Raw genomic sequence first — 19,733 nt, 5'->3', positions numbered from 1 at the left:
AATTCTATTTTATAGCCTTGGAATATAGCAAAGATATCCTGTTGCTATGATCGTCAGATCTACTCGCGATCCAGCAGGTCGATAGGCAGGAGCGTTTTTCCCTTTCGTTCCTGGCCGGCCTGACTCATAGAATCGCCATGCCGATCGCGCGCGAACACCGCTGGCTCTACCCGATCGACTGGCGCGAACTGTCCGCGCTGATCCGCTTCCAGCGCGCCAAGGGCTGTTGCGAGCACTGCGGGCGCCCGCACGGGAGCGCGGTACAGCACTTGGGTAACGGTGTATGGTGGGACGAGCAGAAGGCCCGCTGGCGTGACGGCCAGGGCAGGGCGGTCCGCCGCCTGCCGACCCCTGCTGAGCTGGCTTTCATGCAACCGGGCCTTGCCGGCATCGATCCACCCGCACCCTTGCGCATGACGCGCGTCGTGCTCGCTACCGCGCACCTGAACCACGACCCAAGCGACAATCGCCCGCGCAATCTCGCCGCGCTCTGCCAGAGCTGCCACATGCGCCACGACGCCCCTGAACACCACCGCCGCCGCCGTCACAACGCCTTTTGCCGCCGAGCGATGGGTGATCTGTTCGGATAGGCCATCCATAGCAGGGACGCCTGCGCATCAATGAAACAGCGGGTATCGGCTTGTCTCAAGAGCTGCCTTCTGCAACCATGACACTGCGGTGCGGTAAATCCCGACCGTGGGGCGTCGTAACCCCGACAATCGCTAGGTCCGGTCGAGCTACTCGGCCGGGCGGCTGTCACGCATGTCCAAGGCCTGGCCCAAAGGTGGCAGCGCCTTGTCCTAGCGCAGGGTTACGAACGCCCGGCTCACAAGCCGGGTTAGCCTCCAGTAGCACTGTGGAGGCGAATGATGGTTTGGACACCCGACGACACCCCCAAAGGCAACAAGCGCCGGAGAAGCGCTGCCGAGAAGCTTGAAGCCGCAGGGCGACTGATCCGTGAAAATCCGATCCGGGCACAGGTCGTCTTTTCACGGGCCGGTCCCATGGGGACAGTGACACCGCAGGACGACGGCACTTGGACAGGATGCCGATATGGTCCCGGCTACCCTGACGATACGATCCAAACCGCCGATGAGGACGAAGCAATTGATTACGTTCTCAATGGTCAGGAATTGACTGACGGGCCCAATATCCACCCTGCGTTGGAACAGATGTGGCGTAAGCAGGAGGAAGAGTCTGAGCGCTATGAAGCTGAGATGGCTGCGCGTGCCGCTGCCCGAGCAGCCAAGCGGAAGTCATGACCCTGCATCGATGTTAACTGCGGTTCCGGCCGAACAATGGGCGCCGTTGGTTCATATACTTATCTGCAAAAGCATCGCGCTTTCTGGCATCCAAAATGTCTGCCAGCGTTGATTGGTCGGAGAAAGCATCCGATGATGCTTCTTCCACGTCGATCTCAATGACTGGCGTGTCAGCATCGGTCGATAAGCCTGTAGCAAGTCGAGAAGGCGCTGGATTGGCGAGGGCCCGACTGGAAGGGTGATCGCGCAGCTTGGCCCTGTGACGATGAAGATAGCTCTTGAATGTACCAAGCGTCAGGTCGACGCCGGCTTCCCTCAGCACATTCACGATGTCCTGCTGGGAAACCCCAGCTGCCAGACGCTCCTCGATCACAGGCATCAGGGCCCGCAATCGGCCTGATTTTGTGCGGACCGTGAGTTTTCGCAATTCTTCTACCATCTGATCCATGCTGTCACCTCGATCCACGACAGATTGCATCACTTTTGCTATCCAAATGCAACCATCTGCATCTTTGTGCGATCTAAAAGCTGCCATCGGCTATCGTTTTGCAGTCTAGACACAGGATTGCCTGCTGAGCTGCGCTCAGCATGATAGTTCGGACCCCCTTAAAGCTCGATCAGCCCATTTTTGGCCTCTCAGAGCTTCATTTTCCGACCCTTAAATTCGTGTTTCGGGTCGTACACCATACGCACCTTCTGGTGCATGTAAGGCATTGATAAGGCGATATATTATCATTTTGCATTACTACTCTTCGTGCCGCCCGTGTGGCATGGCTGTCGAAAATAGGAGACAAAACAGATAGTTGGAGGCAATCCTATGTGCCGGTGACGTGCCAGAGGTTGTAACAAACTAACAACCCGGACCACCCGGTTTAGTCGGCTCAGCCGCTGGCGCTTATCGCTCCGCATCCTTCCCGCCGGATGTCATCGCTGGTCTATCCTACTGGTTCACCGCGCCTGAAAGCTTGCCGACCTTCTGGGCACCGGCGGCGGTGGTGATCATGATGTCGTTGCCATCGACCACGACAAAGACGTCCTCCAAACCGATCACCGAGACTTTGGGGCCATCGCTGTCGACCAGGACATTGCGGCAATCGACCAGTTCGACGTCGCCGCGCGTCGCGTTGCCCTGCTCGTCACGGTCGCGCGCGACATGCAGGGCCTGCCAGTTGCCGATGTCCGACCAGGCCATGTCGGCCGGCACCATCGCCGCGCGGCCGGTGTTCTCCATCACCGCGTAGTCCACTGATTCGCTGTCGACCGCGGCAAAGGCCTGCGCGTCGGGATGGAAGCGGTGCCCATCGCTGTGGCCTTGGTCGACTGCCTTGCGCACGGCGGCCAGGATCTGCGGGCGGTGCGCCTTCATCTCCTTGAGGAAGTCGCCTACCTTGAACGCGAAGATGCCGCCGTTCCAGGCGTAGACGCCTTCGGCTAGGAACGACTTGGCGCGTTCCAGGTCGGGTTTCTCGACGAACTGCGCGGTGCGATAGGCCTGGTCGCCGATGGCCTCCCCGCGCTTGAGATAGCCAAAGCCGGTCTCGGGCGCGGTCGCCTCGATGCCGAAGCTGACCAGCCAGCCTTGCTCGGCCAACTCGGCGGCCGCGCAGGCCGCTTGGGCAAAGGCCTTGGTGTCGCCGATGTGATGGTCGCTGGGGCACACCAGCATGATCGCGTCCTCAGGCAGGCGCAGCGCCGCCAGCGTGATCGCGGCTGCCGTGTTGCGCGCGCAAGGCTCGACAATGATCTGGACGCCTTCGCGGTTTTCGAGCTGATCCTCGACATGCTCGATATGGGCGGTGCCGGTGACGACCACCGGGGCGCCGAAGCCCTCGGTCGCCGGGCAGCGTTCCAGCGTAGCCCGGAACAGCGTGGTGTCGCCCACGAGCGGCAGGAACGGCTTAGGCTTGGTCGCCCTGCTGCGCGGCCAAAGTCGCGTGCCGCTGCCACCACACAGGACTACGGGTACAAGGATGCTCATCGCGCGCTCTTTAGCGTTGCGTCCTTAGAATGCTAGGTGCGCCTTCTCTAAAAGCCCCCTGTGCCGCTCAATGGGACAGGCGATTGAACCCCCCGTGTGTGCCGTGGCTCGAGATCATTTCATTCGGCTCGGCACAAGTGAGCTAAGGCAGCACTTTACCCACCAAAAACTCAAAGGAATCAGTTTCAAGTCATCTTAGCGGGTTTACGATAATTTTATAAAGTGCCATAACTTCACTATGGATCCGCGCCGCAACCCTTTCGCTCCTGGTGCCGGCACGCCGCCTCCCGAACTCGCCGGGCGGGATGCCTTGCTCGAACGCAATGCCATCGCGCTCGACCGCATCCGTGCCGGACGGGCAGCGCGGCCCAGTATCCTTTATGGCCTGAGAGGCGTGGGCAAGACCGTGCTGCTTACCGCCATGCGCGATGCCGCCGAAGGTGAGGGCATGACGATCGTCGCGATTGAGGCGCCGGAGAACCGCTCGCTGCCGGGCATCCTCGTACCGGCCTTGCGCGCGGCACTGCTGCGGCTCGACCGGATGAAGCAGGCGACCGCTGGCGTCTCGCGCGCGCTCAAGGCCTTGGCGGGCTTTGCCAAGCTCAAGGTCAAGTACGACGACCTGGAAGTCGCGCTCGACTTCGAGCCGGAGCCTGGTCTCGCCGACAGCGGCGACCTGGATGCCGATCTCGCCGATCTGATCGTCGCGGTCGGGGAAGCGGCGCAGGAGCGGCAGAGCGCCGTCGTGCTGGTGATCGACGAACTGCAATACGTACCAGAGGAGCAGCTCGCCGCGTTGATCAGCGCGCTCCATCGCGCCGCGCAAAAGCGCTTGCCCGTGACAATGCTGGCGGCCGGACTGCCACAGCTGCTGGGTCAGATGGGACGTGCGAAATCCTATGCGGAAAGATTGTTCGAGTTCGTGACGATCGGACCACTCGACGCAGAGGCGGCACATGACGCGATCCGTGTCCCTATCGAGCGCGAGGAAGAGGCGATCGAGCACGCCGCGCTGGATGCGATCTTCGCACAGACCCAAGGCTATCCTTATTTTCTGCAGGAATGGGGCAAGCACAGCTGGGATGCGGCCGAGGGCTCCCCGATCACCGCCGCCGATGTCGAAGCCGCAGCCGTGAGTGCGCTGGCCGAGCTGGACGCCAGCTTTTTCCGCGTTCGTTTCGACAGGCTGACCCCGGCAGAAAAGCGCTACTTGCGCGCCATGGCCGATCGCGGCGCGGGTCCACACCGCTCGGGCGAAGTGGCCGAAGCATTGGGCGTCAAAGTCTCGAGCGTGGCGCCGACACGCAACAGCCTCATCGCCAAGGGTATGCTCTACAGCCCGGCCCATGGTGACACTGCCTTCACGGTGCCACTGTTCGATGCCTTCATGCGCCGCGTCATGCCGGGCTGACGAATACCGCCCACATACGCTAATAGCATTCAAAGGATTATGCAGACTACCATGACACAAACGGTTTCGATCTCGCACCTGATGGAAAGCTCTGGCGTCGCGTTCGGCACAAGCGGGGCGAGGGGACGGGTTGTCGACATGACCGACCTGGTGTGCTTCGCCTATACTTGCAGTTTTCTCCAGCACATGACGCAGATCGGGCAGTTCTCGGCCGGCGTGCATGTAGCCATCGCGGGCGATCTGCGTCCATCGACGCCCCGCATCATCGCGGCCTGCGCGGCGGCGATCCGCGCCATGGGTGGCATATGCGATCCTTGCGGCTTCGTGCCCTCTCCAGCGGTTGCGGCTTACGGGTTCGGCAAGGGCATCCCCTCGATCATGGTGACCGGCAGCCACATCCCCGCCGACCGCAATGGCATCAAGTTCAACCGTGCCGACGGTGAAGTGCTGAAGCCCGACGAGATGGCGATGCGGGCGCAAGAGGTCTCGCTACCCGACGTGTTCGATCAGCAAGGCATGCTGAAGACGCCCGATGCGGCCGAGCCGGCGATCGATGTCGCGACCGCCTATATCGCGCGCTATACAGACTTCTTCGGCAGCGATGCCCTGTCGGGCCTCAAGCTAGGCGTCTACGAGCATTCTGCGGTGGGACGCGACATTCTCGTGGCAATTCTCGAAGGGCTGGGCGCGCAAGTGACCCGGCTCGGACGCTCCGAAATCTTCGTGCCGGTGGATACCGAAGCGGTTCGGCCCGAGGATCAGGACCTGGCTCATGGCTGGGCCGCCGAATTTGACCTTGATGCGATCCTGTCCACCGATGGCGATTCCGACCGGCCGCTGCTGTCCGACGAGACGGGCACCTGGCTGCGTGGCGACGTCCTAGGCATCCTGTGCGCGCAAGCGCTGGGGATCGAAGCGATCGCAACCCCGGTCAGCTGCAACACGGCTCTAGAGCTGTCAGGATCGTTCGACGAGATTCGCCGCACGCGCATCGGCTCGCCCTATGTGATCGAAGCGATGAACGGATTGCTCGACGGTTCCGCATCGGCTTGCGGCTACGAGGCCAACGGCGGCTTTATCCTGGGCTCGCCGATCGTGCGCGAGCAGCGCACGCTACCCGCGTTGCCGACGCGCGACGCCGCGCTGCCGATGATCGCGGTGCTGGTGGAAGCCAAGCGCCAGGGCGCGCCGCTATCGACCTTGCTCGCGCGACTGCCGGCACGCTTCACTTTCAGCGACCGGATTCAGGAACTGCCCACGGACCTGAGCCAAGCACTGCTGGCAAAGCTCCAAGCCGGAAACGAGGACGAGGTCCTGGCCCGGGTGACGCAAATGTTCGGCGCGATCGCCGGAACCGCCACCGCGTTCGACACCACCGACGGGCTGCGCATCACGTTCGACAGCGGCGATATCATCCACTTGCGCCCAAGCGGAAATGCCCCGGAACTGCGCTGCTATACCGAAGCGGCGAGCACCGAGCGAGCGGCCTCGCTGAACGTGCAAGCGCTCGAGATCGTGCGCGAGGCGACGTTGGTGGGGTAAAGAGTGGCAGCGCTGACCGGCGTTTTATGGCAGCGAGGCAGGCCAACCCGTTAGGTCCACCGCCGCGCCTAAAGCCAGCACCGCTGAACGATGCTCGTAGGCCCTCATACCCGAGAAGAAGGGCCTATGATGTTTGCGTGATGGTCTAAGGTCGGCAAGTCGAGCCGCTGCTGTCGGCGTAAGTAGCCCGACCAGCCACTTCCAAAAGGTTGAGGACAAGTCCGATCAGGGAGGCCCATTCATCTGTAGCCACGACACAAACTGATCGATCCAGCCTAACGTCGTGGTTCGCTCTCGGCCAAGGGAGAAGCCATGTTTGCCCTTTTGATAACCATGGAACTCGATGGGGCGTCCCGCGTGCATCCAACTCTCGATCAAGCCGAAACCTGCGCGGCCTGATAGGGGGTCGTCTAACGCCATTGCCACGAATGCAGGTGGTGCATCGTTTGGAACCTGAATACTTTCCATAGGCGGATAAAGCAACGCCGCAAAGGCGGGCCTCTGCTGACCGGTCGAAGCTGTAGCCACCCGCAACGCCGCCATCGCCCCAGCAGAAAATCCCATGACCCCAACGCGGGTCGGGTCAATTTTCCAGGCTTTGGCTCTACTGCGGACCAATGCCAGCGCGGCTTTACCATCCTCTATGGCATAAGTCGGAACGGCAATGTTCAGCCTCTCGCCCGGCTTTCCCACCCAAGCGGACATTTGCTTGTCGTAAAAGTTCTTAAATGATGTCTCGTCCCGTGGTGTGGGGACGAGCCTGTACTTGACAACGAAAGCGGCGATCCCACGATTTGCGAGAGCCTGCGCAACCTTCACGCCTTCCCAATCATAGGAAAGCGTCATGAACCCGCCACCCGGGAAGATCACAGCCGCTTCACCAGTTCCCTTCCCCATTGCTGGTAAAACAGGTAGAACCGACGCCTGCGTGATGTTGCGCACATTCCTGTAGCCATCGGGCCCAAACCAAATCTCCGGCCCCTGAGCGCCATGGACAGTTCCTGTAGCGAGCAATATTGCTGTGCTCGGTTCTACCTGCTGTGGCTCGGTAGGCTTGGCTTGACAGGCACAGACGGCAATGGTCGAGGCGACCAGTGAAAGTGCCCAAGTGCGAGACACTTCAGACTGACCTGGCCGATGATGCTATTTTGTATTGCATGACGAGTTGTACCACGCTCAGGTCATCCAGGAGATCTGGGAAGCCAACACCGGCCTCTGTCGAAATCGGCGTGAACTCGTACAGGTCGCCGCAGTCCGAGACTTTGAGTTTCCGAATGGCGCGGTTGCCATTTGGCTCACGAAGTTGGATTGCCAGAATGTTGGCATGTCCAATCTTCCTAACCCAGTCATGCAACTCATCAAAGCGATTAACGAGATCGTGCTCCTCGCGTGAGATGATGACGAACAGCTTGGCGGTATCGCTCCCAATGGCGGCACGAAAGCGATGTACGCATCTTTGAAAGAACGCATAATCCGTATTGGTGGTGGGATCCCGATGCGGAAAGAAGACTTCTACCCCATGATTCTTCAAATAGTAATTATGTTGTGCCCTAGGCTCACCCTCATAGGGCGGGAGGGATTTATATTGGGATTGATCCAGGAAAGTCGCGAAGTCATCGTTGACGCTGTGCAGGATCGCCGAGGGTGAGTTGAAGAGCCAATCGAACGGGTATGACTCTATTTTCAAACCATACTTCTTCAGGATTGAGCTGGTCTGGCAGTGCGTACCCAAAGAGATGATATGAGATACTTCTTTACCATCGATAACCCTGCCAGGCTTCTCTCGCAAAGCCAGGGCATAATCAAATTCACTGTGAATTATACTCTTGTACTCTTCGCTTGCGACCATGCTGGTGATGGCTGTTTCCAAGCCTGGCCCAAGCCCATTGACCGTAAGTGTATGCACAACTCCATTAACCCCATTAGGATCGGGGTCGCGCCGCAGAAGCGATTGATAAATCGCGTAGGCTGCTTCTAGAGCTGTACCGGCCATTCCAAATCCTTGATCGTCCTCAACACGCCGCAGGGTTTGCGCGATACTAGCTCCGCGACGTCCAACTCTAAACCCTAACACTGTAAAATCTAAACGGCTGATATCAAAACCTGAGCAGAGGTTTTCCAGGACGTATCTGGCCGGGTGACCATGATCCTATTGGCGTTGACGTCGTTCATCCAGGATTGCAGGTATGTAGCTAAAAGTGTGTCATTGGCATCGACTGGAAAGTAGTTAACTCCCATCTTGGCATGAGGACGGAAGACGGCCAAATCTCTGGCGAATACTGGTTTCCCGTGGCCAAGAAATTCCACCAAGGGAAGGCCAAAGCCTTCACCGTATGATGCGATTATGCCGCCCGAGCAGTTTTCGTAAAGATCGAAGAGTTCCGCATCGTCGACATCGTCGAACCAGAATAGCTTACGTCCATGCTCGGGATGATTCAGAATAGCCTGATGCAAGCCGTCGACTTGCCAGCCAGTCCGACCGACAAGCACCAGCCTTTCAGGCGCGCCATCGGCCCATAAACGGCTGAATGCAGCGAGCATATCGCCATGACCCTTGCGCGGCTCGAGTGTGCCGACCATCAGAAAGAATGGCGCCCGGGCATCAAACCGTGCAGGTTGCGACCTGGTATCCGACGGAATGAGCGGGGGATCGCTGATCTTGTGGCCCATGGGTAGAACGACCGTCGAGTAGCCGTCCTTGAGACCGAACTCCTTGTCAAGATTGCGTTTAAGGTCTTCTTCCGTCTGCTTCGAATTGCATAGGAAGCCATCCGCAAGGCCTGCAAGGATGCCAAGCCACGCCTTGTACCGGATCACGGTGTTCGTCGAAAACCATTCCGGCTTCTCCAACGGTAACAGATCATGGACCAGAAACCACAGAGTGCCTCCATTTCGCCGAAAGGCTGCAAGTTGCTTTCTATGCCGACGAACCGCGTCAAGGGAGTAATCTAGGCCTAGGAATATATCTCCTGGGGTGCTGGTTATAGGTGTGAAGTCGACTGGCTCGAGCGGGGAGGGCCAAGAAATCAGATGATATTTGCGTCGCCTTGTAGCGGCTACAAAATGGATATCCCAATTTGTAGGGGCTTCATCAATGAGGGATAGGGCCAATTCTCTGACGACCCGTTGTATCCCTGTACCTGCATCGTGCTTGCTGATCACCGCAAGGTCGATGAAGAGCCGGCGACGTGTTTTGGACGCTGGTACGGCTGTCCTTTTGGAGCGTCGAACACGCCTGACCCGTACGCTCCGTAAAGTTGGGTTACCTAGAGCCTGCTCAAGGCGATAAGGTAATAGATCCAAGAAAGGTTGAAAAAGTGAGGCCATCTGAAGAGATGTGGTAGAGCACTTACTTAAGCAAGCGCTCTACGCTCATATTCCTTAGTTGTTGCTGTTATTTACCGTTTGCACGGCAGCAGTTACGGTCATGAGTGGGGTAAACAGCTGGCTGATCAATTGGAACAGCTTGCCAGGTTGATTCGCAGCCGCATTACCGAAGTAGAGAACGTCCCGGTCTCGCATCTCGAAGCGCTGCACCACGAAATATGAGCCAGCTTTCATCATATTGAAGTGATAGACAACTGGTTCTTCGTTGCCCTGCGCATCGGTGACATAGCGGAACACGAAGACGGCTGCGGGATCGCCTTGGTTGGGGTTGACGCCTCCGGCGTTGGACATCGCTTCGGCCAGCGTGATCGATGAGCGGGTGAAGGGCAGTTGCTCAACCCTGCTACCTGCACCCAGCACGGCAAAGGACTTGGGGGCGTTGATGAGCATAAGCCGGTCACCCGGGTAAGCCCGCACGTCAAGGGAGGGGTTCGAGACGAGTTCGTCCATGCGGATATCGAATTTTTCGTTGCGCCGAACCACCCGCAGGGACAAGTCACGAGCATTGCCGCGATAGCCGCCGGCGAGCGCCACGACGTCAGACAGGGTTTCCCGGTTGGTCTGCAGCACCAGGCGACCGGGCTTAGCCACCTCGCCGCTCATGATGACGGAATTCGTAATGGCTTGGTCGAGCGTCACCACGACTTGCGGATTTTCGGAGACCCGGCGCAATGACCGCCTGATCATTGTTTCCACTTCGCCCAGGGTGTGGCCCACGACGTGCAGCTTGCCACCATAAGGAATGAAAATGTCACCATCGTCATTCACGCGATTGGGGGGCAGCCGCTGGGCGCGGACGCCGGGGTCTGCCGTCAATGCGCCGCCCTGGCTGCCAGCCCCGCCGCCGGAACCGGCGAAAAGCGTCACGCCAGCCTCATAAATATTGATGTTCAACACATCGCCAGGGCCGACCATGTCCGTTGGTGGTGGCGCAAGCTCAGGGAGAAATCTGGCGGCGGTGGCAGAGGTTTCGGATGCGGGGAGGTCAGCAGCCGTGACCACGTGGACCACCTTGATCGGTAGCGTTGCCTCGGTTGCCGCAGACTTCTCGATCTGCTTGCGCGTCGGCCCACTGGTGGGAAGCGTGGCGCAACCGGCGAGGCCTGCAAGCAGGATGAGGGAGGCTAACGTCTTGACCTGCATCGGAGGATTGACCAATTCCAATTTTGATGGCTGCTCGCCTTTAGATCGCGACGCCGCAGTGAACAATAGCGACCTCGGTCGCAACTTAGGGGGTGATTCGCGGCGTTTGAAAGCCAGCGGACTTGCGTGTCGGAGCATGTTGGCCTAGCGCCCGCCGGTGGGAAGGCAGCCTTGTGCGCTACCGTCCTTTTGAGGTGCTGTGAAGAGTTCTATGAACGTTGAACAATCGTTCCCGGTTGAGATCCCCGCGAAGGACCGACACTCTGCCTTCACCGCCTGGCTGAAAAAGCGGCGCTGGTTCGTGGTGTTCGTAATCCTCCCCACGCTGCTCGCCGCGATCTATTACCTATTCATCGCATCCGGCATCTATGTGTCTGAATCGCGCTTTGTCATCAAAAGCCCGGACCAAAAGCGTTCTCAGATTTCTTCGCTGGCCAACATCATCCAGACCACTGGGCTTTCTGGGGGGCAGGAACAGACCAACGAGATCCTGGACTATATTCGTTCGCGTAACGCCTTGAAGGACTTAGAAAAAGTTGCCCAAGTGCGCGAGCGCTTCGCCTCACCTGAAGCTGATCGGATATCCCGCTTTCCAAAGCCCTTGATGGAAAACACCTTCGAAGACCTTTTCAAGTATTACGAGGACATGGTTGACGCTCGTCTCGATTCAGAGACTGGCACCGCTGTGGTCAAGGTAAAGGCGTTTACCCCGCAAGACGCATACAAGATCAACCTGAGTCTTCTGCAGTTAAGCGAGATGCTGGTAAACCGCTTGAACGATCGGGTGCAAAACAAGGCTATTGTCGAGGCGCAGAAGCAAGTCGATCTTGCGACCCAGCGTGCAAGGGAATCCAGAGTCGCACTGGCGCAATATCGTAACGCATCATCGTTGATCGATCCGGAGAAGCAGGCCGGTGGTGTGATCGAGATTGCCAACGCCTTGATCACGGAACGGGCGGCTCTCCAAGCCCAGCTGCAGACGATGCAGCGGCTAACGCCGGACAATCCCTCGATTCCAGTCCTGAGAAACCGGATCGCTGCAATTTCTGCTCAGATTGCGTCCCAAAACAGTCAAGTGGTTGGTTCCGGTTCGGGTATTGCCTCGAAGCTTGGGGGATATGAAAATCTGCTGGTCGAGCAGGAGTTCGCAACCCAGAACCTGAACGTGGCAAGCGCCGCTCTCGTGCAGGCCCGCAGTGATGCCCAGCATCAAAAGTTTTATCTAGAGCGTGTCGTCGACCCTGATATGCCAGATATGCCCCTGCTTCCACATCGCCTGATCTCCATTCTCACCGTCGCTGCAGCTGCGACCTGCCTGTACTTCATCGGATGGATGCTGATCGTCGGCATTCTCGAACATGCGCCGGACTGAGGTTATTCAGTCATGAGCCTTCAAAAGTTCCAGGAGGGATGGCGGATCCAAATGCGCGTGGTTCACGCGTTGATGATCCGGGAGTTGCATACTCGCTACGGACGCGAAAACATTGGGTTTCTGTGGATCATGGTCGAGCCCATGCTCTTTGCGGGCTTGGTGGCCATCATGTGGCGCTTCACTCGGGGCTCGGAAGAACATGGCGTCGGCATCGTGGCATTTGTCGTAACCGGCTACTTGCCGGTGGTCCTGTTCCGACATGCTGTATCGCGGTGCGTGGCGCTGTTCGTGGCGAACAGTAGCTTGATGTACCACCAGCAAATAAAGATCCTCGATTTCATTGTGGTGCGCTTCATCATTGAATTTCTTGGCTCGATGATGGCCTACTTCTTTATTGCGCTGTTCTTGGTCATGATCGGGCAGTTTCCAGTGCCAGCTGACATCGGTTTGCTGATTGCCGGCTGGTGTCTTTACGGGCTGTTTACCCTATCTTTGTGTCTTGTTATCGCTCCACTTTCCGAGATGTCGGAGATAGTGGAAAAATTCATTCCTGTGACGACGTACATCATGCTGCCTATCTCCGGACTTTTCACAATGGCATCGTGGCTCGCACCAAAAGCGCGGGAATACCTGCTATGGTCACCATTCGTGAATGCGATGGAAATGATGCGCAAGGGCGTGTGGGGTGGTCAGGTCACGGCGTACTATAGCGTTTGGAATCCGATCGTATGCTCGGTCGTACTTTCCGTCGTCGGTCTGGCCCTGTGCCGGCACGTTCGCAAGATCATCACCGTCGAATGATCGTTTGCACGGACCTTTATAAATCATACAAGTTGGGGGCCGGGCGCAAGCACGTCCTCAAGGGTATTAATCTTGTGGTGGAACAAGGCGACCGCGTTGCGCTGCTCGGTCGAAATGGCGCTGGCAAGAGCACCTTGATCAAGCTGCTTGGCGGCGTGGAAATGCCGACATCCGGCAAGATAACTCGAAATATGTCCTTGTCTTGGCCGCTGGGTTTTGCGGGAGGGTTTCAAGGCAGCCTTACCGGCTACGACAATGCCAAGTTCATTGCCCGGATTTACGACCGCGACTACAGGGAAATGCGGGAATTCGTCGAGGATTTCACCGAGCTAGGTCGGCAACTGGCGATGCCGGTCAAGACATACTCGTCGGGTATGCGAGCTCGTCTCGCTTTCGCACTATCTCTCGCAATTGAGTTTGATTGCTACTTGATTGATGAAATCATTTTGGTCGGCGACCAGAACTTCCAGCGTAAGTGCCACTACGAACTCTTTGAAAAGCGTGCGGATCGTTCAATGATCCTTGCATCGCATAGTACCGACATAGTTCGCCAATATTGTAATCGAGCTATTTTAATAAATAATGGCTATGCCACTACTTATGACGATGTAGACGAAGCAGTAGATTTTTACAGTGCTTTGTAACCCTTGATTCTATCTTAAAGACCAGCAGCCAAATTCCTTTTCAAAGACGGCGGATACTCTTTGTCGCTTATCTGCGGTCACTGCGCTGCAGATGTTGCCACCTGCTTCAAAGGAGATCGGACCTGCGGTGGGATAGAGCATTGTCTCTCTACCTGCCCATCCGCCATTCAACCATTTTACCGGGGTTCCTCCTGAAAGGAACACGGCCCGGTTAGGAGGAAGATTCACCGTGGTGTTCGCGGCAACCATGCCAGGCGCCGTATCCAAGCCAAGGTTTTTGCCAAGGATCGCTGCAGCCTCGTTCCCCGCTGCGGGACGCCAAGCGATCGGCAGAGCCGTAGTACTAAGGTCATTGCCCGTAAAAATACCTACGTTTTCAGCATTGGTCGAAACCAAGATCCCCGTTGCCAGCCTACCATCAGTATTATGATCGCAGTTCCCTATAGTGCTGTTTCGCACCGCCGAAGCTATGGTATCGCCAGAAGCGATAAAACCGGTGCCCTTACCGTTGCCGTCACTACAGATAGTACCTGAGTCAAAAGTGACTTTTTGACCCGCCTTTACTTCTATTCCTGATCTGTCCTTCGCAACATGAGTTCTATGGCCGATAAAATGAATGCCGAGGATATTATGGCTCGCGCCATTGTCTTGGATCAATATACTAGATCCACCGGCATTGCTGGCCCAAGTATTTACAAAATTAAGGCCCCAGACACCGGCATTTGATACCTGAGTATCTATTAATAAATTGTGATCTGTATCTGTATCACCAAGTACTGTCCCCGTAAAATATATCCACATGACTTGTTGGTCGGAACCGGGATATATCTTTGTTCCTAGCGCACAGCCGTATTGGGTGTTGTTGCTGATCAGTGCGCCACCAGCATCTAGGATCAAAGTGCCAGTTCCGATCTTTCCTTGGCAAACGAGGGAGTTACCTTCGACCCGCGTGTCGATCGTGTTGGCTTTGCGGGAGTTGCCGCCGAGCATTATGCCGACTGCCTTCGAATGCGCAGCCGGGACGATAGTGTTATGCCGCAGGATGACGTCGGCGTTCTGAGTTGATCCGTTAGAACCGGTTCCGGAAACTGAGATTCCAACGATCTGGTTGTTGATGTGACTGTCAGAGACAATCACCGAATTGGCGCTTCCGACGATGCGGATAGCCGTGCCTTCTTGCATTTCGACGTTGGCATCAATGCATATGTTATGCACTCGCGCTCCGGCGCCTTCAAGTACCAGCACATCCTGACGGGGATTGTTGGTGCGTAGACCTGAACTGCAGCTTTGTTTGTAAATGCCCTTTCCGCCACCAGCGCCTGAAAGGGTGATGGCACCTTTGCTGACTAGCGCAGAGCTAATCAGATACGTGCCTGTACCTAGGTTGAGGATGCCGCCTTGGCGCTTGTCTATCCAATATTGAACGCAAGCGGTGTCGTCGGTTTTCCCATCTCCCGCACAGCCAGGAAGGATGCCATTCTCCGTTGTCGAGAGGGGCGCGGGAAGTGTTCCAGGTTGCTCGCCCCCTGTGCGGGCAATCGCTCCTCCGGTGCCGGATGACAGTCCGACAACAAGAAGAGCGCGCAGGATAGCGCGAGGAGCATGGTCAGCCGCATCTTTTTTAGAAAGAAACCACTGATTTCCAGATCGTTCTATCAAGCGGCGATCTCAACACTACTTTCGAGCAAACGCTCGGTCATCCAATCCGGAAGGTCCTTGGCCGTCATCCCCAAGGAATGGAAACCGGTCAGGAGGGCATCCTTGAAGCCGGGGGTATAGAGGAAGTGCCCTTCTGCGATAAACAACTCGCGATAACGTTCAGGATGCTTCTTCCACAAAAGAGCGTCCTTGCAGAAAAACTTCGTCCGCTCTGCCAGGGATTCTCGCTCGAGCGACCGAGGTTGGGCCGGATGGAAAACGACCACGTCACGGCCATAGGGCACCTTGCCCAGATCCTGCAGTCGCCAACCAAAATCGGTGTCTTCACGGAAATGAGGCTTATCGAACTGCAGGTCGAAGCCGCCAAGATATTGGAACGCGGATGATCGCACCATGAGATTGGCTGTCATGAAGCCGATGCCTTCAAAGCCGACATTGGTGACAGGGCGCCAATCCGGATCGCCCTCATGATCTGAGCGTATCAGTCCTTCAAGTCCGACTACTTCGGCATCATCAAAATACTTGCGTGCGTTAGTCAGCCAATCAGCCTCGGGCAGGCAATCATCATCGATGAATGCTATAATCTCGCCTTGTGCGAGCATGGCGCCGTTGTTGCGGGCGCGCACGGCACCTTTGACCGGGCTATGATAATAGGTCTGCGGGAAGCCCCACTTATGGTCAGCGCTGCTCCAGGATTCCTGAGATTGATCAACGATGATCACTTCAAAATCGCGCTCGATCTGCCGAGACAGGGCATGCATCAGTTCACCCAGCTTCCCGTGGCGCTCATACGAGGGGATGACGACTGAGAATTTCGGCCGCGACTGTCCGGCCATCGCCTCACGTGAAGCCATGAACCTGCCAAGAAGATCTGAAATGCGTTCCCAAGAATAGCTTTCTTCGACACAGGCACGCGCGGCTTTGCCCATAACGGCGCGCTCAGCCGTATCAGCTCTCAGATCGGCGATAGCTGCTGCAAAGGCCTCCTCATGAGCAGCCACAACGCGCATGAAGGCGCCTGGCTCAATCCCGCGAGCACCCACTTCCGTACTGATAATCGGCAGACCTGCAGCCATGAAATCAAACATTTTTATGTTTGTACCCGAACCGGCCATCATGGGATTTACGGCGAAATCAGCGGCGGCATACCACTTGTCCCGCGCCGCATCGTCAAGCGGTCCGGTTATGATGACGTTTGCACCTGCCGCCTGCATCTGCGCTCCAACGCCTCCGGCAATTATGAAGGTGGTTTCCGGACGAGCTTTGGAGAGAGCTTCGTTTATGAAGTGCGCTGCATCAACGTTCGGGCCGTATGCACTGCCTATAAATATACCACAGAAGGCACCGTGAGAAATACCCAACTCCTGACGGGCCGCCTCGCGTGTGGATACATCAGGTACCGGGCTATTGAAGGCCATGACCCCATTGGGGACGACGCGCATCTTCTCCGGCGAAAAGCCATATAGGCGGTTGAAACGAAGCAGATCTTCATGAGAGCAGGCTAGGATCCAATCCGCACGGCGCCCACATTCCAGCTCGTCCTGAATTACGCCTTCCAACACATCTCGCTCGACGGGATTGCTGTCGCTGAGAAGCTGCGCACGCAGAAAGCCTTCGACGTTGTGAGATTCATAGATGACGACCTGGTTCGGCCGAAGCTGATTCTTGACGAGGGGGTATATCCAGGGGTGAGAAAATACCACGACATGGGCGTTCTCAGTCGCCTTGCGTGCGGCTGCGATATAATCGGGAGAAAGGTAAGCTTGGCGACTGAACGCCAGATCGATCACGTTTTTGCCGCCCGCTCTTTGCGCCAATTCGGCGGAAGCTCCGTGATGCTCATCCGTGAGAGGAATATCGGTTTCGAACAGGGTTGGCGTCAACGCATGAGCACGAAACTTTTCTCCCGGCCAGTCATATGTGCCGACATAGTTCGCTTCGACACGCTCGCCCAAGCCATGATAAAGACCCAGCAGGCGCAAGCGGCCACCACCGGTTGGTGGGTCGATCGGCTGCATGTCCAGGACAGCGACCTTGAGGGGCGCCGCGGCGGGATCGGGAATACCATCCATCGCCGCAGTGGCGAGTGCGTAGGCGGTATCCGCCCATGACATCTGACTGACTTGCTGGAAGCCGCGTAAGCCCATTTGTCTGGCTTCTTCGCGGTTGTCCCAAAACCATTCCAGTGCGGAACAAAGGTCTGCAGGAGTGGGATTAACGACAAGGCCCGTCTCATAATTGCGGACGATGTGCGCCGGCTCACCTGAGTCTGTACATGTCAGGACGGGGCATCCACTCGCAAATGCCTCGAGCGTGACATAACCATAGTCTTCTCGCTGGGGAACGAACGGGATGGCGAGCGCCCGCGAGTAAAGGTCGACGAGCTCATCATCGCTAACCCGACCGAGAAATTTGATCCGCGTATCGTCACCGGCAAGAGCTCGCAGATGGTCGCCGTGTTCGCCTTCACCCACGATGACCAGCGACATGGCTCGGGAGGAATGCTTCATCGCCTTGATAAGAAGATCAAAGCGTTTCCAGGGATGTAGGCGACCAGCAAGCAGGAAAAATTCTCCTGGGCCATCGCCGATGTGGAAGTCGCTGAAGCCCAGCGGTGGGTGCAGGACTTCTGCCGAGCGGCCTCGCCAGCGATGTAGCCTCCGCGAGATCTCAAACCCCTGCGACATGCAGGCCTTCACGTGAGCCAACGCCTCATTGTCGGCGGCATGGATACGGGCCCGATCAGCGTAATCACCGGCCGTTGCATCCGGAAAGCGATAATCGAACATGTCGTCGAAAATTCGCACGGCGTGATTGAGGTACATCACATGGTTGGGGTGACGTACTGCGTAAGTCGGGACCTTGCTGGAAACGACCATGTCGAAGCCAGACAAATCCATGTCTGCGGCAAGGTCGTAATTACGCAAGATTTGATCGACAGACGGCTCGGTGGCATCCACCTCGACAAACTCGGGCTTGCAGCCGATCCTCTCGAAGCCTCTCCGCAGTCCGGCGTAGAAGCGCTCTGCCCCCCCGTTTCCAGCTATGGGTGAGCCTGCGCAGATTATACCGACCTTCAAGCCCGTAAAACGACCAGTATCGCGATGAGTAGCTGTAATAATTGCGGACATGTCTCAGTTAAGACCCAACTTCTGGAGTTCTGCTCGGATTGCGGAAGCGATCTGCGAAACCTGCTTATCGGCCGAAGTGTCCCGCAGCAGATCCGCAATGGGCGCATGCGGTTCCGGAATCGGCACAGCTTCCCCGGGTATGAGCGTTGCCATGGACACCGGTGATGGCTCCGCCAACGCCGACATGTTGCCGCCTGATAGCAACAATTTGGCACCTTGGCTTGCGCTCAACTCTCCAGACAGATGGCCGTGTTCGGCTGCCTTTATCGAGCTTAGAAGCTTCACCAACTCGGCATACGTCTCATCAATGCGCGAGTGGATGTTTGCAGAAGCCCGCTTTGCTTCGGCTTCAAGCATGCTGAGGCGACCTACCTGCCAGACATGGCGTTCGGCGGCACGACCACCGAGCCTGATACGAAGCCAAGCCCGCCTGTACCTGGTGAAAAAGGAATTGGCCTTCGTTACAAAACGCCATGCGGACGCATGTGGTGTACGGTTGAGATATGCCTCTTGGGAATGCGCTATATCTCGCATTACCCTCACACGTGCACGATCACCCCTGCGGGTTAAAACGCCGGCATAATGCGACTGCCCCGCACCATCCATCCCGCGCCCGAGGAAGAGGGTATAGGCTTGGTGAAGGAAATCGCTTTCGTCATGTTTTAAGGAGGCAAGCTGCTGTAAGTGGGTGAGTGCCTCCTGAGAGGAGGCTAGATTGAACAGGAATTTGGCTCGTGAAGTCCCGCGGCGCATGCTGCTCAAGTGATGGTCAAGACCGACTGGCTCGGCCGATCGACCCAGCAGCCAAAAATATCCCGCCTCGGCGAAAACGTCATCCGACCATTCTGAGGCAGCGATTTCGAAATCACCCTTTAGATCATCAGTAAGGGCAGACTCACCATGGTTTGCCAACCAATTCACGCAGGCTTCGACATTCCTTGTAGCAGCGGGTGACGCAGAAAGCTGCGCCTGCATCGCTGCTTCCAGCATCGCTACAACCTTGAGATGGGCCTCAGTCAACGCCACAATAAAGTTCCGCTCGAAGTGATCGTGGGCGGCGGCAAGATCTTGAGAGATACTGATCTTTATCGTTTGCAAATCGGTGCTTTTGTCTACAGGTTCATCGTGCTCTATAATTGGTCTTTCAACCTCATTGTCCTGAACAGTCTCTTGGCGGGAATGCCTAATATAGTGTTCTCTCGACGATGCTGTGGTTTGAATAGAATCTTTAAGGGCGTTGATCTCTCGCTGTATCAATTCAGTGACGGCGATCTCAGCTGAATGCTGTGAATATTGCAATTCGCTAAGAATCTCTGCCCGGATGCCGTTCATCCGCTCCAACATCTTTGGTGCAACTTCAATCTGACTAGAAACGACTGCATCGAGATCATCGATCTCGATGG

General features: G+C 57.0%; 16 protein-coding genes. 6 read left to right on the top strand and 10 right to left on the bottom strand.

Features of this window, described 5'->3' with window-relative positions:
* Positions 1–59: 59 nt before the first annotated feature.
* Entirely contained in the window at positions 60–599 is a 540-nt protein-coding gene (locus GGR39_RS16280; protein WP_183618719.1) for a hypothetical protein, read from the bottom strand.
* Between the two features lie 270 nt (positions 600–869).
* On the opposite strand from GGR39_RS16280, the gene GGR39_RS16275 reads away from it, so the two are divergent.
* A complete protein-coding gene (locus tag GGR39_RS16275) occupies positions 870–1,262 on the top strand; it encodes a hypothetical protein (RefSeq protein ID WP_153001021.1) in 393 nt (130 codons plus the stop codon).
* 13 nt (positions 1,263–1,275) lie between these two features.
* Here the strand turns inward: GGR39_RS16275 and GGR39_RS16270 are convergent, their stop codons facing one another.
* Positions 1,276–1,710, bottom strand: coding sequence for a hypothetical protein (locus GGR39_RS16270; RefSeq protein WP_153001020.1), 435 nt, complete (start codon positions 1,708–1,710; stop codon positions 1,276–1,278).
* Positions 1,711–2,202: 492 nt separating this feature from the next.
* A complete protein-coding gene (locus GGR39_RS16265) occupies positions 2,203–3,240 on the bottom strand; it encodes a mannose-1-phosphate guanylyltransferase (protein WP_183618717.1) in 1,038 nt (345 codons plus the stop codon).
* Positions 3,241–3,478: 238 nt separating this feature from the next.
* Between GGR39_RS16265 and GGR39_RS16260 the strand changes: the two genes are divergently transcribed.
* Complete coding sequence (locus GGR39_RS16260) at positions 3,479–4,651, top strand: ATP-binding protein (protein ID WP_058738039.1); 1,173 nt, start codon at positions 3,479–3,481, stop codon at positions 4,649–4,651.
* 51 nt (positions 4,652–4,702) lie between these two features.
* Entirely contained in the window at positions 4,703–6,193 is a 1,491-nt protein-coding gene (locus tag GGR39_RS16255; RefSeq protein ID WP_183618715.1) for a phosphomannomutase, read from the top strand.
* A 225-nt stretch (positions 6,194–6,418) separates the two neighbouring features.
* Here GGR39_RS16255 and GGR39_RS16250 read toward each other — a convergent pair whose 3' ends face one another.
* The 4 genes from GGR39_RS16250 to GGR39_RS16235 form a co-directional block, all read right to left on the bottom strand.
* Positions 6,419–7,135 (bottom strand): alpha/beta hydrolase fold domain-containing protein, encoded by a 717-nt coding sequence (locus GGR39_RS16250; RefSeq protein ID WP_183618713.1) that lies wholly within the window; start codon positions 7,133–7,135, stop codon positions 6,419–6,421.
* Positions 7,136–7,313: 178 nt separating this feature from the next.
* Positions 7,314–8,186: a DUF1796 family putative cysteine peptidase gene (locus GGR39_RS16245; protein ID WP_183618711.1), complete on the bottom strand. Its 873-nt coding sequence runs from the start codon at positions 8,184–8,186 to the stop codon at positions 7,314–7,316.
* Between the two features lie 89 nt (positions 8,187–8,275).
* On the bottom strand, positions 8,276–9,043 hold the full coding sequence (locus GGR39_RS17340) for a glycosyltransferase (protein WP_246388920.1): 768 nt from the start codon (positions 9,041–9,043) through the stop codon (positions 8,276–8,278).
* A 531-nt stretch (positions 9,044–9,574) separates the two neighbouring features.
* Complete coding sequence (locus GGR39_RS16235; RefSeq protein ID WP_343055919.1) at positions 9,575–10,744, bottom strand: polysaccharide biosynthesis/export family protein; 1,170 nt, start codon at positions 10,742–10,744, stop codon at positions 9,575–9,577.
* 190 nt (positions 10,745–10,934) lie between these two features.
* Between GGR39_RS16235 and GGR39_RS16230 the strand changes: the two genes are divergently transcribed.
* From GGR39_RS16230 to GGR39_RS16220, 3 genes are read left to right on the top strand one after another with little or no spacing between them, the layout of a single operon-like run.
* Positions 10,935–12,095 (top strand): KpsE/RkpR family capsule polysaccharide export protein, encoded by a 1,161-nt coding sequence (locus GGR39_RS16230; protein WP_183618707.1) that lies wholly within the window; start codon positions 10,935–10,937, stop codon positions 12,093–12,095.
* 12 nt (positions 12,096–12,107) lie between these two features.
* Positions 12,108–12,896, top strand: coding sequence for an ABC transporter permease (locus GGR39_RS16225; RefSeq protein WP_183618705.1), 789 nt, complete (start codon positions 12,108–12,110; stop codon positions 12,894–12,896).
* The gene (locus tag GGR39_RS16220; RefSeq protein WP_183618703.1) at positions 12,893–13,540 is read left to right on the top strand and encodes an ABC transporter ATP-binding protein; all 648 of its coding nucleotides are present in this window, start codon (positions 12,893–12,895) and stop codon (positions 13,538–13,540) included. The genes GGR39_RS16225 and GGR39_RS16220 overlap by 4 nt, the downstream gene beginning before the upstream one ends.
* Positions 13,541–13,549: 9 nt before the next feature.
* Here GGR39_RS16220 and GGR39_RS16215 read toward each other — a convergent pair whose 3' ends face one another.
* From GGR39_RS16215 to GGR39_RS16205, 3 genes are all read right to left on the bottom strand, one after another.
* Positions 13,550–15,199, bottom strand: coding sequence for a glycosyl hydrolase family 28-related protein (locus GGR39_RS16215; RefSeq protein WP_183618701.1), 1,650 nt, complete (start codon positions 15,197–15,199; stop codon positions 13,550–13,552).
* Positions 15,196–18,330, bottom strand: coding sequence for a glycosyltransferase (locus tag GGR39_RS16210; RefSeq protein WP_221226192.1), 3,135 nt, complete (start codon positions 18,328–18,330; stop codon positions 15,196–15,198). The genes GGR39_RS16215 and GGR39_RS16210 overlap by 4 nt, the downstream gene beginning before the upstream one ends.
* Before the next feature lie 3 nt (positions 18,331–18,333).
* The coding region (locus tag GGR39_RS16205) for a DUF4214 domain-containing protein (RefSeq protein WP_183618697.1) at positions 18,334–19,733 on the bottom strand (1,400 nt) is incomplete at its 5' end.

Origin of the sequence: Novosphingobium fluoreni (genome assembly GCF_014196615.1) — a bacterium.
Lineage (GTDB): Bacteria > Pseudomonadota > Alphaproteobacteria > Sphingomonadales > Sphingomonadaceae > Novosphingobium > Novosphingobium fluoreni.
Note: the sequence above shows the minus strand (reverse complement) of the source record. Positions and strands in the feature narration are given on the sequence as shown.